Below are 13,750 nucleotides of genomic sequence, written 5' to 3'. Positions count from 1 at the left end.
TTTTTATATGCGTTATATTATACCCCTGCCGGTATTTAAAGAGTTGAATAATAGCAGATCTTTCGAAAAAATTTTTTGACTTCAATATACCCATGGGGGTAATTAGTTAGGAGAATCAACATGACAGAACAAACAAAACGTACAACAATTGTTTTATTTAGCGGGGATTATGATAAAGCAATGGCAGCCTATATTATTGCAAATGGTGCAGCTGCCTACGATCATGAAGTGACGATCTTCCATACTTTTTGGGGATTAAACGCTTTACGTAAAGAAGAGCTGATTCCAGTGAAAAAAGGATTTCTTGAAAAAATGTTTGGAAAGATGATGCCTCGTGGTGCTGATAAGATGGGTTTATCTAAAATGAACTTTGCAGGTATGGGCCCTAAAATGATTAAAAATGTGATGAAAAAGCATAATGCACTTACATTACCTCAGTTGATTGAGATGGCTCAAGAACAGGGGGTAAAGCTCGTAGCTTGTACGATGACAATGGATCTTCTTGGTTTACAGGAAAAAGAACTATTAGATGATATCGACTATGCTGGTGTAGCAGCCTATTTGGCTGATGCTGAGGAAGGCAGTGTCAACTTATTTATCTAATGTTACTCATTGCTAAATAAATGAAGGGAAGTTATAAACACTATGGATAGTGGCGCCATGTTCATTATCTTACTCATTTTATTTTTACTTTGGTTCGTATTTCGACGTTTTTTATCATTGCAAGGTGTTAAACAAATAACAACTGCTGATTTAAAGTCAGAGCTGAAAAATAAAGACATACAGTTTATAGATGTGCGAACACCTTATGAGTTTCGTACAAAGCATATTAAAGGGTTCAAAAATTTTCCCTTGACTAACTTGCCTCGTCTAACGAATCAGCTTTCGAAAGACAAAGAAGTTTTTGTTATCTGTCAAAGCGGAATGAGAAGTTTAAAGGCAAGTAAAATATTGAAGAAACAAGGATTTAAAAAGATCACAAATATAAAAGGGGGTATGAATACATGGTATTAACTTCTAGGGAGAAACTTTTTGTATATTTATATACCCCCACCCCTATATGAGAAAAGGAGGAAAAAATGATGAAAGCAAATATTGTACTAGACGCTAAAGGTTTGGCGTGTCCAATGCCTATCGTAAAAACGAAGAAGAGAATGAAGGATTTAAAAGCTGGTGAAGTATTGGAAATTCATGCGACAGATAAAGGTTCTACAGCAGATCTGGCAGCATGGGCAAAAAGTACAGGCCATGAATATCTAGGTACTGAAGCAGAGGGAGAAATACTTCGTCATTTTCTTCGAAAAGGAGGAGAGCATTCATCAGAAAATGCATCTTCAATTCCTGAGATTTCATTAGAAGCTTTCAAACAGAAAGTGGATAGTGACAAGTCTCTTAACATTTTAGATGTACGAGAGATAGAGGAGTATGAAAAAGCTCATATCCCTGGAGTTGTGCATATCCCTCTTGGTGAAGTGGAAAAGCGCTCTAACGAATTAAACGAAAATGATGAAATTTATATTATCTGCCATTCGGGAAGAAGAAGTGAAATGGCGGCCCGCACTATGAAAAAACAAGGTTTTAAAAAGGTTATTAATGTTGTTCCCGGTATGCGGGATTGGACAGGTAAAACAGAATAAACAAAAAGGATGATGAACAGATAAGTACAAGAGCAGCGATTATTGCGGCAAATGGTGGTCTGTTTGACGCTTATAAAGTATTTAATATTGCGACTGCGGCAGCAGCAAGTGATCAAGAAGTATCTATCTTCTTTACATTCGAGGGATTAAACCTGATCCATAAGCATTCCCATCAACATTTAGAAATGCCGAAAGGAAAAGAACACTTCGCAGAAGGTTGTAAGAAAGCAAATGTGCCTTCTATTCTTAACTGATTGAAATGGGAGTTGCATGAATTGGTTGTCAAATAACGATGGACGTTATGGGTTTAACAAAAGATGATTTTATGGAAGGAATCGAAGTAGGCGGGGCTGTTACCTTTTTAGATTTTACTAAAGATGCTGATGTATCCTTAACATTTTAGTCCCGCTAAAAGATTCGATATAGGAGGTATTGAAACATGACCGTAAAGGCAATGACCCCAAAAGAAGTGACAAAAAAAATCTTTAACAAAGAACCTTTATTTATTTTGGATGTGCGTAATGAAAATGATTTTAACGATTGGAAGATTGAAGGACATGACTTTGACCATTTAAATATACCGTATTTCGATCTTTTAGATGGCGTAGAAGATATCTTGGAGAAAATTCCTTCTGATAAAGAAGTGCTGGTTGTTTGTGCAAAAGAAGGTTCATCCGTCATGGTATCCGAAATGCTATCTGAAGCAGGTCATTCTGTATCCTATCTTAAGGGTGGAATGAAAGCATGGAGCGAACATTTAGAGCCGGTAAAAGTCGGGGATTTAAAAGATGGCGGTGAGATGTATCAGTTTGTTCGAATCGGTAAAGGCTGCCTGTCATACATGGTCATTTCCAATGGTGAAGCAGCAATTATTGATGCGACACGTATGGTAGATTTCTTTATGGATTTTGCGAAGGAGAAGAGTGCAACGATTACTCACGTATTTGATACACATCTTCACGCGGACCATATTTCAGGCGGCAGAGTCATTGCTGAAAAAACAAAAGCAACCTACTGGTTACCGCCTAAAGATGCTGAAGAAGTGGTATTCGATTATCAGCCGTTGGAAGAAGGAAACGACATGATCATTGGAAATACAACGATTAAAATTCAACCGATTTATTCGCCGGGGCACACGATTGGGTCCACTTCTTTCATTGTCGATGATCTGTATCTTCTTTCAGGTGATATTTTGTTTATTGATTCAATTGGCAGACCAGACTTAGCCGGTATGGCAGAAGATTGGGTAGGAGATTTAAGAAAAACGATTTATAGCCGTTACAAAGCGTTATCAAAGGATTTAATTGTATTACCGGCACACTTTATGATCATTGACGAGCTAAATGAGGATGGAAGTGTTGGTAAAAAACTAAGTACATTATTTAGCGAGAACCATGGTTTGAACATTGCGGATGAAACAGAATTTAGACACCTAGTAACAGATCATTTGCCTCCGCAACCAAATGCATACCAAGAGATTCGAGAAACAAACATGGGGAAAATCAGCCCAGATGAAGAAAAACAGCGTGAAATGGAGATTGGTCCAAACCGCTGTGCAATACGGTAACACAAGTTTCTATTAAAAAGAGGAGAGATGAACATGAACTCAGATAAAGTATTAGACGCAAAAGGCCTGGCATGCCCAATGCCAATCGTCAGGACAAAAAAAGCGATGAATGAACTGGAATCAGGTCAAATATTAGAAGTGCATGCAACAGATAAGGGAGCTAAAAGTGATCTTGCAGCTTGGTCTAAATCAGGCGGGCATGACCTTTTAGAGCAAACTGATGAAGGTGATGTATTGAAATTCTGGATTAAAAAAGGCTAATAATGTGAAAGGGTATCGAATAAAAAGATACCCTTTTCCTTTGAAAGGAGGAAACCAAAGTGGATATTGCCTTTATCACAACTCTTTTCATTATAGGGTTTATTGGTGCCTTTATTTCCGGAATGATTGGTATTGGCGGAGCAGTTATTAATTATCCAATGCTATTGTACATTCCTTCTTTAGTGGGAGTGATGTCATTAACTGCCCATGAAGTTTCAGGGATAGGGGCTATTCAAGTTTTCTTTGCGACACTCGGCGGTGTTTGGGCTTATCGTAAGAGTGGTCTTCTAAATAAAGCATTAATTATTTACATGGGAAGCAGCATCCTTTTAGGGAGTGTATTGGGGAGTTACTTTTCTCATTACATATCTGAAAAAGGAATTAACTTTATATACGGAATTCTGGCTATTTTAGCAGTTATTTTAATGTTGATACCTAAAAAAGGACAAGAACATAGCGAAGACAAAGAAGTGATATTTAATAAATGGTTGGCTTCGTCCCTAGCGTTAATCATAGGTGGTGTATCAGGTATTTTAGGAGCTGGCGGCGCCTTTATCCTGGTCCCCATTATGTTATCGATTTTAAATATTCCTGTTAGAATCACAGTCGCTTCATCTCTTGCGATTACATTTCTTTCATCTATTGGCGCAACAGTTGGAAAAGTAATCACGGGCCAGGTTCTTTTTGTACCAGCTCTGGTTCTTATGATTGCTAGTTTAATTGCTTCTCCTATTGGTGCATCAGTTGGGCAAAAAGTAAATACAAAATTCCTGCAATGGATTTTAGCGCTATTAATAGGTGCGACAGCTATTAAAATTTGGTTAGAGCTTCTTTGATATGAGTCAGCTGGTAAAATGAAAGATTAAAAGATTCATCACTCGTTGGTTTCTTATTAATGTTATAACATGCTCACGTTCAATAAATGTTTCAAGTGCTTGATGAAATTCTTTTTGATAATGGTGACTTGGACAAGTCTTGACTATAGTACTATGAAGATAACTAGAGAAAAATTAGAAAAACAACAGATTTGGATATATGGTATATCTCTTATTTTCGTAGGAGATACCAGGAGTAGCATCAGCCATTTTATTTAGACCAATGTTAGTTCCCATCGCCATCATTGCACCGGGGTTTTGGTACTTAAAATGGATGAATTTTTAAAGCTTTTGTTTAAAATAACCAAGTACCATAAACAGTCATTTTTAGAACTTGCTAATTGAATGTATCTGATTGAAAAAATTACAGTTGACCTTAAAACCAATATCCGATATATTGGTTTTATGAAAAAAGATATTATTAAACCCATTAAACGTACGTCATTAAGAGATGAAGTATATCTAACTTTGAAAAAAGCAATTGTTACATTAGAGCTGCAACCGGAACAACGCTTAAATGACAAAGAGTTAGCAGAAGAATTCGGAATTAGCCGTACTCCGGTTAGAGAGGCTCTAAAACGTCTTGAAGATGAAGGACTGGTTGAATCTATTCCTGGTTCAGTGACTCGCGTTGCACCATTAAATCTTGAGGAGGCAAAACACGCATTTACTGTGGTAGCAGCTTTACATTCATTAGCAGCTCGTTTAGCAGTACCATTACTCAAAGAGGCAGATATTCAAGAATTAGAGTTCAGTAATAAAGCCTTACTACTATCTATTGAGAAAAAAGATATTATAAAAGCAATTGAAGCCGATGAGCTATTCCACAATGTTTTTCTAGATGTGGCGGGAAATCCTGAAATCATTCGCGCGCTAGAACGAAGTATATCTAAGATTCAACGCCTTGAAATTTCTCAGTTCACTTCTATGAATGGTTTGAAATCAGTAGAACAACATCAGCACATTATAGAAGCATGCAAAAATAAAGATAAAGAAACAACAGCACATCTTGTAGAACAAAACTGGTTAAGTCTGGGGGAATTACTGACTTATGAGACAGATTGAGGTGAGAAATTTACGCCCTATTTTTTTAGGTATATGTGCTGCTTTCTTTTTTGCTTTCACATTTATATTGAATCGAGCAATGGAATTATCAGGTGGTAGCTGGATATGGAGTGCCTCATTACGATTTGTTTTCATGCTTCCATTTCTTTTACTTCTTGTTATGAGTAGGAAAAAATTAAAAGTATTATTACAAGTTATGAGAGAGAATTTAAGAGCATGGTTTTTATGGAGTTTCGTAGGTTTTGGTCTATTTTACGCTCCATTATGCTTTGCCGCTGTACATGCACCAGGATGGATAATTGCTGGGACATGGCAAATTACTATTATATCAGGATCATTGTTAGCTCCTCTTTTTTTTCAAACCATTGAAACACCAGATGGAATTCTTAAGAAAAGAGGAAAAATCCCAATGAAAGGTATGGGTATGTCATTAATTATTCTTCTTGGTATTTTCTTCATGCAAATGGAACAAGCAAAATCGCTTGCTGTAAAAGATATTTTGTTAGGTATTATCCCTGTTATTGTAGCATCTTTCGCTTACCCGCTCGGGAATCGTAAGATGATGGAGGTTTGTGGAAATCGTCTAGATGCTTATCAACGTGTCCTTGGAATGACATTAGCTAGCTTACCATTTTGGTTTTTACTATCCTTGTATGGTCTTTTTACAGAAGGATTGCCTAGTAAAGAGCAAACTATGCAATCTATTTTAGTTGCTATTTGTTCGGGTGTAATTGCAACTATCTTATTTTTTAAAGCGACTGATATGGTTAAAGGAGATATGCAGAAACTTGCAACTGTTGAAGCAACACAATCCATGGAAGTACTTTTTGCTGTTATCGGAGAACTAATTTTATTACATTCTTCATTTCCTTCTATTTTATCTTGGTGTGGTATGTTTGTAATAATGCTAGGAATGATAGCACATAGTTATGTTTCCCATAAAGGTGAAACGGCGCATAACCCAAATATTAGTGCTTAATTGATATTTTAAAATGTATAGTATGAACCCTTTACTAGTTAGTATAGGTAATTTTATTACTTTTAAGTAGAAGGATACGAACAAAAACCGATGTCCCGCACATATAGGAACATCGGTTTTTTCTTTATGAAATGAAATTTTGCTTTAGCATACGAAATTCGGTTATTTTTGGTGCTTCCCCATTGACATCCAATTCAAAAACGAAATTGCATTCATTAAAAAAAGGAGAAGTGATTATGGCACTAACAGAGGTAGTTGTAAGAGAGATTTTAGATAGTTTTTTTGATAGTACAGCAATGGGGAACAAATCATTCTATGCCGAGATCCTCCTATCAGGTATGTGTAGATATACGAACTTGCCACCAACAACACGTTATTGCACATAAAAAAGAAGCAACTACTTAGGCAGCTTCTTCTGTCTTTTAACACCATATCAGTTCACCCTCATATGTAATATAATGTTATTAAACCATATTGGGTGATTCCTTAAAGAGACATGGCACCGAGGAGGAAATGATAGGTGGTTTATTTCGTAGCATTTTTTTGTTTTGCTATTACACTTCATAATATTGAGGAAGCTATTTGGTTACCTGAGTGGTCACAACAATCTTCAAAGTTTCAAAAGCCAGTAACTTCAAATGAATTTCATTTTGCTGTCATTGTTATAACTATGTTGGCTTATTTATCTGCATTTGGTTTTTTATATATGCCAGAATCAGATATTGCAAAATGGATTTTCATTGGCTTTCTAGGTTCTATGGTTATCAACGCTATTTTTCCACATCTTATCGCAACTGTTGTAATGAAAAAGTATGCACCTGGACTTCTTACGGGCTTATTGCTTAACATTCCAGTAAACTCATTAGTTATTTATCAAATGTTTTTAAAGAATTTGATTGTATGGAAGGAGTTAATAATATCTACGTTGGTTGTAGGAATTATTTTATTAGCACTTATTCCATTATTATTTAAAGTTGGTGATAAAGTATCTCCTTAATGAGTTTGAATTGGTAAGGATTGAGGGGAAAGGTGGAAATTTTCTAAATAAGGGATTATTCTGTTATATCGGATTTCTACAAAACAATGTCTTAATTCATCATTGATTTTGGTGCCCAATTAGTTGCCCTGAATTCATGAAAAAGGATAAAATAGGTGTAAAATAAAGTTGCTATTTTAAAATTAGAATCAATTCATTATCTTAAAAGCAATAATAACTAATTGGCAAAGAAAGGATAATCAGTCGAATGAAAACATTAGTTATCGTTATACACCCTAATTTGGAAACGTCTGTTGTCAACAAAACCTGGATGAATCGTTTAAAGCAAGAGAAAGACATTACGGTTCATGACCTGTACGGTGAATACCCTAATTTTATCATTGATGTAGAAAAAGAGCAGCAGCTCCTGTTAGATCATGAGCGTATCGTTTTTCAGTTCCCAATGTATTGGTACAGCAGTCCCGCGTTACTCAAACAATGGGAAGATGATGTGTTAACACATGGCTGGGCTTATGGAACTGGAGGAACTAAATTGCATGGAAAAGAACTACTCTTAGCGATCTCCTTAGGCGCACAGGAATCTGATTATCAAGCAGGCGGAGAATATAATATCACGATCAGCGAGCTTATCAGACCGTTTCAAGTCACTGCTAACTATATAGGAATGCGTTTTCTTCCTGCGTTTACACAATATGGGACACTTCATCTTTCAAAAGAAGATGTTAAGAACAGTGCGGAGAGATTGGTTGACTATCTTAAAGCCGAGCATTAATCCGGTATTCGCGAGGGAAGCTGAAACAAATTATGTGTTATGAAAATAAGGGTTTGTGATAGATTTTCATAAACTTAATTTCAAAGTTACATCGAATACTGAATTCAGGGAGGGCATAGAGCGAGGGCTTAAAATTAATTAAAGCAGGGCAATGAGTACATATTTCTTAATGAAATGTAGAGTTCCTTGGTCTCTAATAGGTGCCCAATTTGTGCCCAGAATTCTGAAAAATGATGAAAATAAATATAAATAAAATAAACAGATGCTTTGAATAAAAGCTTTTGTAACTCATGATATGTTTTTACTAGGTTGAGGAACTAGTGGGCGTGGTATATGTCAGAAAAGAAACCGATGATTCAAACCATCGGTTTTTTATTTGTTTTCATACTCATTGAAAATAACCTCATTAGGACAAACAGTTATTACATAGCATTACCCAAGGGGTGATGCATTTTATGAAGGTAATAATCGTCGAGGGACCGCAAGCTGACAAATGCATGAACGATTGCTATCATTATTTAATAAAACTTTATAGGCAGGAGATCCAGGGTGATAGCAATATACCGAGGAACAAGCGATCAAGGGATCGAGCATCGACAGCCAGATCGAGGCCTGTATAAAGAAAGCAGGGACTAAGGATGTGCTGAAGTATGCCGATGAAGGATTTTCTGTGGAGCTTTTAGAACGTCCGGCTTTGAATCGCTTGAGGGAGGATGCAAGCAAGAGACTTATAAGTCCAGTCATTTGTTACGATCCTGACCGTCTTTCTCGGAGAGCTTATCAGCTATGAAAAAAATGATTTTCATAACTCTTTCAAATAGAGAAAGCCGGAATATGAGATCCGGCCTCTTCTGCATTATTTCCCCTTCGCCTTCTTCCGCTTTTCCTTCTCTGCCCGATAAAACTCATGAAACATCTTCATCAACGCCCGCTTTTCAATCCGCGATACATAGCTGCGCGAGATACCGAGTTCTTTGGCAATCTCTCGCTGCGTTTTTTCCTTCTTCAAATCAAGTCCAAACCGCCCGACAATCACTTCCTTCTCACGGTCATCTAAAATGTCAATGTATTGTTTCACTTTTTCAAGCTCCATATTGAGCTGGATCGTATCTATCACGTCTTCGTTTTCTGATTTCAAAACGTCAATCAGGCTTATTTCATTCCCTTCCTTATCCTGCCCGATCGGATCGTGAAGGGAGACGTCTTTTTTTGTTTTTTTCAATGCGCGCAAATGCATGAGGATTTCATTATTCATTACAAAAGGGGGGTGCATAAATTTCCCGTAACAGTTTGACTAAATAAATGTTGAGTCAGCTTACTGTAGTAAAGGTTCAAACGTTTCTTAGCGAATGAAGGGGATACCTTAAATAACCAAGCTACATTTTCAATTGCATGTGTTTGTATGTACGGAAGATTAATATTACGCAACATGAAAGTTGGAATGCAAAAGTGATATGTAAAATAATTCGACTGCCACTCTAGATAATCAGTCCAAGTTGCCGGCATTGTTTTTTTATCGCCTTCATGTCTATATATATGGCAAAATTCATGAGCAAAATCATACCATTGTTCAACTCGGCTTTTTCGGCTGTCCAAGCATATGTTATAAATTCCGCTGTGTTTAAGTGCGAAGCTTGTAATAGGTTTAAACGAAAGTCTGATATCTAATGACTCAGCAATCCGTTCAAAATTAATTTGTTCAGGTTCTGTAATATCAATCTTCCTGTATAAGTTTTCAATCCAATCCTCTAAATGACTGTTTGTATATCTCAAGATGAAAAACCTCCTTAAAGACAACAATCTAAAAATTGGATTCGTTAAATATTATAGGAAAACCAAGACTATTTTCATAGGAAAATGCGTCTAAGGAGATGGAATATGAATGCGTTTGATAATGGCTGTTTTCGTAAGCATGATGATTTTAACACTCATCTGGAATTCCCTCGAAAAGTAAAGGTCTTTAAGGATTTATGTCAAAATAATAGTAAGTACCTTATGCAACAAACAGGGAGTTTGGTTGCTTAATTAGGAGGGGGAAGTATGAAAAAAAATATTCACATATTGGGAGCCTCTGGTGCCGGAACTTCAACATTGGGTGTTGCATTATCAAAGCGTTTGCCTCATACGCATCTTGATACTGATAATTACTATTGGTTAGATAAATTCACTAAAAAAAGAGAAATTCCTGAAAGAAGAAAGTTGCTTGAAAAAGACTTAACAATAAATGAGAAATGGATTCTTTCTGGTGCAGTGTGTGGCTGGGGCGATAATCTAAAAAGTTATTTTGACCTTGTCGTCTTCTTATGGATTCCACAAGAAATACGGCTTGAGAGATTAAGGCATAGGGAATTTCAGCGTTATGGGAATGAAGTGTTAGCCGGTGGCAGTAAATATGAACAATCAAAAGCATTTTTAGAGTGGGCTTCTTTATATGATAATGCTGGAATGGAAGTTAGAAGCAAAGCTTTGCATGAACATTGGATGGAAAATTTATCTTGTCCAGTGCTAAAGATTGAAGGCGATCACTCAGTCAATGAAAGAGTTGACCGTGTCTTGGATTATCTGAATTCTAATTAAACTAACGGATAGCGATAGTTGCATAAGAAAATAAATCCAAAAATCAAAGACAGTTCCAGTATGGCATTTAATGAGCTGTTTTTTATACCGCTATCAGTTTGTCTACTATTTTTGGTAGCATCCCCACAACAGAGAAGAGAATGTTCTTCATAAGGAAGTTTTTGGTTCAGTTGCAGGAAATGGAACCTAAAAGATTAGATACACCCTGAAACCTGTCCAGCTAGTGCTTATGCTGGTTACCATTGAGTGAAAAGCCCTTGCCGATCCTTTTTTGTTGGTGTAATCATTAGTGAATTATTACAATTGCAAATGATAGGGGCAAGGGAAATAAATGGACTTCAAAGGAGTTTAATCATGAAAAATAATGATAAGAAGAAAGAGGTTCAAAGAAAATACAGAGAAGAGATTAAAAAAAAGAAACAAGAGAATGAAGATAATAAAAATTTTATTAAAGAAACAATTATTGTTGTTACGATAATTGTATTGTTTATTTTTTTTACATATACTTTGCAAGGTTTTTAACAAGAAGCCCTCTTTTTTCCCATTTCGATACTCTGCAATTTCCCTCACAATAAAAGCTCAATTTTTTTACATGAGAATATAAAAGAAACATAAATGAAAATATAAATGAGAAAACAACAAAAACCCTTGCCACGTAAGGGTTTTTAAGGATTCAAAAATCACTTTATAAATGAGGGTATGAATGAGATATAAATGAGAATCTAAATCTTATTAGTAAACAGAATTAAACATAATAAACTGAAATAAATAATAATAAAACTGACTGCGTTTATTTATCTGATTTCCGTCTTTCTTTTAATTGCTCCGTTATAATCTCCAAAGCAGCCTGTAAGATTTCATCAGTTATTTCTCCGTCTTTTGCTGCAAGGAACGTTTCAGGATCGTTTAACACTTTTTTTGCTTCATCCTGAAATTCTTTTTCATTGCTTTCTCCTTTAAGAAGATAATCCAAAGAAACATCAAGTATGTTTGAAATATTAATTAAGGTTTTATAGTCAGGCTCACGACTACCTAGTTCATAGGCGGTGTAGGCAGGCCGAGTGATTCCAAGTTTATCAGCCATATTTTGTTGGGTTAGTTTCTTTTGTTTTCTGCACTTTTTCAAGTTTTCGGAGAACATTTTAATCACCTGACTTTTATTTTTATTCTATCTCTCATTGTAACGTAACAAAGAGTTACATATAAGTTTTGGTAACAAAACGATACTTTTTTTATAAAAACGTGTTGACAATGTAACGAATCGATACTATTATCTAAGTAACGAAACGTTACATTCTCTGATTAAGGGGGTGAAACCTGATGAGAAAATGGCTTAAGAAAAACCGCTTAGAAAAAGGGTTTACTCAAGAAGAAGTTGCCAAAGCTGCACAGATTGGTAGAGCATACTACACCATGATAGAAAATGGTACTAGGAAGCCTAGTGTTATTGTCTCAAAAAAAATAGGAGAGAAATTAGAATTTGATTGGACTATTTTTTTTGATGATGTATGTAACGAAACGAAACATAATTCTAAGGATTCAGCATGATTGGAATTTACAAAGGAGGCCTTTTAATTATGAAAGTCATCGTGAAAAAAGGACCACTGTTTGAACAGGCAGAGGCCAAAGCTTACAAATACCTCAGTGGCATACTTGTTCAGCGAATGAATGAGCATCAAGAGAAGCTTGCACAACAAAAGAAAAAGGAATCAGCCTAAGTCATTTATAAACAGCATGGTCTTTTAACTTCAATTTTAAAACTGAAAACTCAATATATCAGGAGGCAAACATATGGAGAACAACCCATACAACATGCGGAATTTACCGCAGATTATGCGTAGTGCTCGAAAGGCTGTAGGTCTTTCCCAATACCAAATCGGAAAGCTAATCGGAGGTAAGGATCAAAGGTATGTTTCAGATGTTGAAAATGGACTTGCCAAGCTTACTCCGGAGTTATGTATTAAATGGTTTGAGAAGTGCGATGCCTATGAACATATTGATCTTGTCCATTACTTATTTAAACTTCATCCTACAGCCGCTGCTCCTATTGATCCGGCACTCAATGAATGTGCAAGTAATGCGGTGATTAATATGGTTCACCAATTGGAGGAAGCACTGCAAGCAACCAAACATTTAGCCCGTTGGCTTACGGATAACCGACCAGGTAAAACAGAGGAGCTGCCGATGGCCGATATTAAGCAGATTTTTGATTTGATTGCGGCTAACAAAACGTTGATTTATTCACTTGTTCGTACTCACGGGTTGAAAATGCAGGAGCTTGCAGATAGGTGGACACGGAAAGCTTTAGTTGATCAAGTGGCTATGGCAAAACAAGAAGGAAAGCAGGCGGTTTCAGTATGAATACTAATCATTTCTTGAAGTCAGATGTTCCTATCGCAAAAAGAAAAATCGAATCAGCAGAAGAGCTATCAATCATGCTGGCAGAGGCATTACGTGATGGTGATTATGAAGAAGCGATTAGTCTCGCTGGAAGCATTAAGGTTCTTACTGAGGATATTAGCCGGCTGGCAAACAAAGGACGCCTTTATGAAACGGCATTGAAAATGCAACAGCAAGGTATCAACTTAACTGTAGTGAGCAGGTGTATAGGATAATGGTTCATTTTGTTCATAAACCGGCAACTGCTCTAGAAGTTCGTAAATGGTGTGCGATGATTCGTAACAATAGTGAATTCCATCTGTTATGGGATAGACGTGCAGACAAATTCAGAGAGGAGAATATGAATGGTCGAAAACCCAATGGTCATAAACAACTGGCACGATAAGCTGACTGAAACGGATATGCAAATAGATTTTTATGGTGATGAAGTAACACCAGTTGATGATTATGTAATTGATGGCGGCGAAATCATTCTGAGAGAGAACTTGGAAAGATATCTAAGGGAGCAACTTGGTTTTGAATTTAGAAATGCGCAATAAAAAAGCCCACTCGGACAAAGTGGACTTCTTTAAAGGCTATCTATAAAAACTCATGTGCTTAATATTTTATCAGATAGCCTC

The 13,750-nt window shown here is 36.3% G+C and carries 22 protein-coding genes and 4 pseudogenes; 22 read left to right on the top strand and 4 right to left on the bottom strand.

Annotation, left to right across the window (positions count from 1 at the left end; genetic code table 11):
- Positions 1–120 precede the first annotated feature (120 nt).
- The 13 genes and pseudogenes from ACZ07B_RS04360 to ACZ07B_RS04300 all read left to right on the top strand — a co-directional run.
- Positions 121–603 carry a DsrE/DsrF/DrsH-like family protein gene (locus tag ACZ07B_RS04360; RefSeq protein WP_024572226.1) on the top strand — a complete coding sequence of 161 codons (483 nt, stop codon included), beginning with the start codon at positions 121–123 and terminating at the stop codon, positions 601–603.
- Between the two features lie 42 nt (positions 604–645).
- Positions 646–1,014: a rhodanese-like domain-containing protein gene (locus tag ACZ07B_RS04355; protein WP_130572597.1), complete on the top strand. Its 369-nt coding sequence runs from the start codon at positions 646–648 to the stop codon at positions 1,012–1,014.
- Between the two features lie 65 nt (positions 1,015–1,079).
- Positions 1,080–1,637, top strand: a complete 558-nt coding sequence (locus ACZ07B_RS04350) for a sulfurtransferase TusA family protein (protein WP_024572224.1) — start codon at positions 1,080–1,082, stop codon at positions 1,635–1,637.
- Positions 1,638–1,657: 20 nt separating this feature from the next.
- Positions 1,658–2,040, top strand: a pseudogene (locus tag ACZ07B_RS04345) (DsrE/DsrF/DrsH-like family protein).
- A 29-nt stretch (positions 2,041–2,069) separates the two neighbouring features.
- A pseudogene (locus tag ACZ07B_RS04340) lies at positions 2,070–3,204 on the top strand (MBL fold metallo-hydrolase).
- Between the two features lie 33 nt (positions 3,205–3,237).
- Positions 3,238–3,465 (top strand): sulfurtransferase TusA family protein, encoded by a 228-nt coding sequence (locus ACZ07B_RS04335; protein ID WP_114523456.1) that lies wholly within the window; start codon positions 3,238–3,240, stop codon positions 3,463–3,465.
- A 59-nt stretch (positions 3,466–3,524) separates the two neighbouring features.
- On the top strand, positions 3,525–4,301 hold the full coding sequence (locus ACZ07B_RS04330; RefSeq protein WP_024572221.1) for a sulfite exporter TauE/SafE family protein: 777 nt from the start codon (positions 3,525–3,527) through the stop codon (positions 4,299–4,301).
- Between the two features lie 444 nt (positions 4,302–4,745).
- Complete coding sequence (locus ACZ07B_RS04325; RefSeq protein WP_042976734.1) at positions 4,746–5,405, top strand: GntR family transcriptional regulator; 660 nt, start codon at positions 4,746–4,748, stop codon at positions 5,403–5,405.
- A complete protein-coding gene (locus ACZ07B_RS04320) occupies positions 5,392–6,384 on the top strand; it encodes a DMT family transporter (RefSeq protein ID WP_144486713.1) in 993 nt (330 codons plus the stop codon). The genes ACZ07B_RS04325 and ACZ07B_RS04320 overlap by 14 nt, the downstream gene beginning before the upstream one ends.
- A gap of 520 nt (positions 6,385–6,904) precedes the next feature.
- Complete coding sequence (locus ACZ07B_RS04315) at positions 6,905–7,381, top strand: HXXEE domain-containing protein (protein WP_004398792.1); 477 nt, start codon at positions 6,905–6,907, stop codon at positions 7,379–7,381.
- Positions 7,382–7,628: 247 nt separating this feature from the next.
- A complete protein-coding gene (locus tag ACZ07B_RS04310) occupies positions 7,629–8,153 on the top strand; it encodes an NAD(P)H-dependent oxidoreductase (RefSeq protein ID WP_003246192.1) in 525 nt (174 codons plus the stop codon).
- 455 nt (positions 8,154–8,608) lie between these two features.
- Entirely contained in the window at positions 8,609–8,773 is a 165-nt protein-coding gene (locus ACZ07B_RS04305; protein ID WP_134156245.1) for a hypothetical protein, read from the top strand.
- Positions 8,731–8,928: pseudogene (locus tag ACZ07B_RS04300) on the top strand (recombinase family protein); the annotation flags it as partial. The gene ACZ07B_RS04305 and the pseudogene ACZ07B_RS04300, both read left to right, overlap by 43 nt.
- Here ACZ07B_RS04300 and ACZ07B_RS04295 read toward each other — a convergent pair.
- The 3 genes and pseudogenes from ACZ07B_RS04295 to ACZ07B_RS04285 form a co-directional block, all read right to left on the bottom strand.
- A complete protein-coding gene (locus ACZ07B_RS04295) occupies positions 8,894–9,010 on the bottom strand; it encodes a hypothetical protein (RefSeq protein WP_042976632.1) in 117 nt (38 codons plus the stop codon). The pseudogene ACZ07B_RS04300 and the gene ACZ07B_RS04295 sit on opposite strands and share 35 nt — an antisense overlap.
- A pseudogene (locus ACZ07B_RS04290) lies at positions 9,010–9,408 on the bottom strand (sigma-70 family RNA polymerase sigma factor); the annotation flags it as partial. The gene ACZ07B_RS04295 and the pseudogene ACZ07B_RS04290, both read right to left, overlap by 1 nt.
- Positions 9,408–9,926 (bottom strand): ImmA/IrrE family metallo-endopeptidase, encoded by a 519-nt coding sequence (locus ACZ07B_RS04285; RefSeq protein ID WP_464876950.1) that lies wholly within the window; start codon positions 9,924–9,926, stop codon positions 9,408–9,410. The pseudogene ACZ07B_RS04290 and the gene ACZ07B_RS04285, both read right to left, overlap by 1 nt.
- A gap of 105 nt (positions 9,927–10,031) precedes the next feature.
- Between ACZ07B_RS04285 and ACZ07B_RS04280 the strand changes: the two genes are divergently transcribed.
- From ACZ07B_RS04280 to ACZ07B_RS04270, 3 genes are all read left to right on the top strand, one after another.
- Positions 10,032–10,178, top strand: coding sequence for a hypothetical protein (locus ACZ07B_RS04280; RefSeq protein ID WP_464876949.1), 147 nt, complete (start codon positions 10,032–10,034; stop codon positions 10,176–10,178).
- Positions 10,179–10,193: 15 nt separating this feature from the next.
- Positions 10,194–10,730, top strand: coding sequence for an ATP-binding protein (locus tag ACZ07B_RS04275; RefSeq protein WP_464876948.1), 537 nt, complete (start codon positions 10,194–10,196; stop codon positions 10,728–10,730).
- A 354-nt stretch (positions 10,731–11,084) separates the two neighbouring features.
- Positions 11,085–11,252, top strand: a complete 168-nt coding sequence (locus tag ACZ07B_RS04270; RefSeq protein WP_021480134.1) for a hypothetical protein — start codon at positions 11,085–11,087, stop codon at positions 11,250–11,252.
- Between the two features lie 268 nt (positions 11,253–11,520).
- Here the strand turns inward: ACZ07B_RS04270 and sknR are convergent, their stop codons facing one another.
- Entirely contained in the window at positions 11,521–11,871 is a 351-nt protein-coding gene (sknR, locus tag ACZ07B_RS04265; protein ID WP_172850896.1) for a transcriptional regulator SknR, read from the bottom strand.
- A gap of 176 nt (positions 11,872–12,047) precedes the next feature.
- Here sknR and ACZ07B_RS04260 point away from each other — a divergent pair, with 176 nt between their 5' ends.
- The 6 genes from ACZ07B_RS04260 to ACZ07B_RS04235 all read left to right on the top strand — a co-directional run bounded on the left by ACZ07B_RS04260 (position 12,048) and on the right by ACZ07B_RS04235 (position 13,669).
- The gene (locus ACZ07B_RS04260; protein ID WP_464877036.1) at positions 12,048–12,278 is read left to right on the top strand and encodes a helix-turn-helix transcriptional regulator; all 231 of its coding nucleotides are present in this window, start codon (positions 12,048–12,050) and stop codon (positions 12,276–12,278) included.
- 29 nt (positions 12,279–12,307) lie between these two features.
- Positions 12,308–12,448 (top strand): hypothetical protein, encoded by a 141-nt coding sequence (locus ACZ07B_RS04255; protein WP_464876947.1) that lies wholly within the window; start codon positions 12,308–12,310, stop codon positions 12,446–12,448.
- 73 nt (positions 12,449–12,521) lie between these two features.
- Positions 12,522–13,091 (top strand): helix-turn-helix domain-containing protein, encoded by a 570-nt coding sequence (locus ACZ07B_RS04250; protein ID WP_464876946.1) that lies wholly within the window; start codon positions 12,522–12,524, stop codon positions 13,089–13,091.
- The gene (locus ACZ07B_RS04245; RefSeq protein WP_021480132.1) at positions 13,088–13,345 is read left to right on the top strand and encodes a YqaH family protein; all 258 of its coding nucleotides are present in this window, start codon (positions 13,088–13,090) and stop codon (positions 13,343–13,345) included. The genes ACZ07B_RS04250 and ACZ07B_RS04245 overlap by 4 nt, the downstream gene beginning before the upstream one ends.
- Positions 13,342–13,515 carry a hypothetical protein gene (locus ACZ07B_RS04240; protein ID WP_122060486.1) on the top strand — a complete coding sequence of 58 codons (174 nt, stop codon included), beginning with the start codon at positions 13,342–13,344 and terminating at the stop codon, positions 13,513–13,515. Before ACZ07B_RS04245 ends, ACZ07B_RS04240 begins: the two co-directional genes overlap by 4 nt.
- Positions 13,475–13,669: a YqaI family protein gene (locus ACZ07B_RS04235; RefSeq protein WP_046663755.1), complete on the top strand. Its 195-nt coding sequence runs from the start codon at positions 13,475–13,477 to the stop codon at positions 13,667–13,669. The genes ACZ07B_RS04240 and ACZ07B_RS04235 overlap by 41 nt, the downstream gene beginning before the upstream one ends.
- Positions 13,670–13,750: the final 81 nt, after the last annotated feature.

Source organism: Bacillus sp. 9.4, from assembly GCF_055486415.1.
The sequence above is the reverse complement of the archived record's forward strand: the minus strand, read 5'-3'. Positions and strand labels throughout refer to the sequence as shown.

Excerpts from the sequence above, each read along its gene's own strand:
- ACZ07B_RS04280 (WP_464876949.1), top strand. The coding sequence starts at position 10,032 with ATGAATGCGTTTGATAATGGCTGTTTTCGTAAGCATGATGATTTTAAC.
- ACZ07B_RS04270 (WP_021480134.1), top strand. The coding sequence starts at position 11,085 with ATGAAAAATAATGATAAGAAGAAAGAGGTTCAAAGAAAATACAGAGAA.
- ACZ07B_RS04305 (WP_134156245.1), top strand. The coding sequence starts at position 8,609 with ATGAAGGTAATAATCGTCGAGGGACCGCAAGCTGACAAATGCATGAAC.
- ACZ07B_RS04350 (WP_024572224.1), top strand. The coding sequence starts at position 1,080 with ATGATGAAAGCAAATATTGTACTAGACGCTAAAGGTTTGGCGTGTCCA.
- ACZ07B_RS04360 (WP_024572226.1), top strand. The coding sequence starts at position 121 with ATGACAGAACAAACAAAACGTACAACAATTGTTTTATTTAGCGGGGAT.
- ACZ07B_RS04320 (WP_144486713.1), top strand. The coding sequence starts at position 5,392 with ATGAGACAGATTGAGGTGAGAAATTTACGCCCTATTTTTTTAGGTATA.
- ACZ07B_RS04310 (WP_003246192.1), top strand. The coding sequence starts at position 7,629 with ATGAAAACATTAGTTATCGTTATACACCCTAATTTGGAAACGTCTGTT.
- ACZ07B_RS04355 (WP_130572597.1), top strand. The coding sequence starts at position 646 with ATGGATAGTGGCGCCATGTTCATTATCTTACTCATTTTATTTTTACTT.
- sknR (WP_172850896.1), bottom strand. The coding sequence starts at position 11,871 with ATGTTCTCCGAAAACTTGAAAAAGTGCAGAAAACAAAAGAAACTAACC.
- ACZ07B_RS04275 (WP_464876948.1), top strand. The coding sequence starts at position 10,194 with ATGAAAAAAAATATTCACATATTGGGAGCCTCTGGTGCCGGAACTTCA.
- ACZ07B_RS04335 (WP_114523456.1), top strand. The coding sequence starts at position 3,238 with ATGAACTCAGATAAAGTATTAGACGCAAAAGGCCTGGCATGCCCAATG.
- ACZ07B_RS04325 (WP_042976734.1), top strand. The coding sequence starts at position 4,746 with ATGAAAAAAGATATTATTAAACCCATTAAACGTACGTCATTAAGAGAT.
- ACZ07B_RS04245 (WP_021480132.1), top strand. The coding sequence starts at position 13,088 with ATGAATACTAATCATTTCTTGAAGTCAGATGTTCCTATCGCAAAAAGA.
- ACZ07B_RS04255 (WP_464876947.1), top strand. The coding sequence starts at position 12,308 with ATGAAAGTCATCGTGAAAAAAGGACCACTGTTTGAACAGGCAGAGGCC.
- ACZ07B_RS04250 (WP_464876946.1), top strand. The coding sequence starts at position 12,522 with ATGGAGAACAACCCATACAACATGCGGAATTTACCGCAGATTATGCGT.
- ACZ07B_RS04295 (WP_042976632.1), bottom strand. The coding sequence starts at position 9,010 with ATGCAGAAGAGGCCGGATCTCATATTCCGGCTTTCTCTATTTGAAAGA.
- ACZ07B_RS04235 (WP_046663755.1), top strand. The coding sequence starts at position 13,475 with ATGGTCGAAAACCCAATGGTCATAAACAACTGGCACGATAAGCTGACT.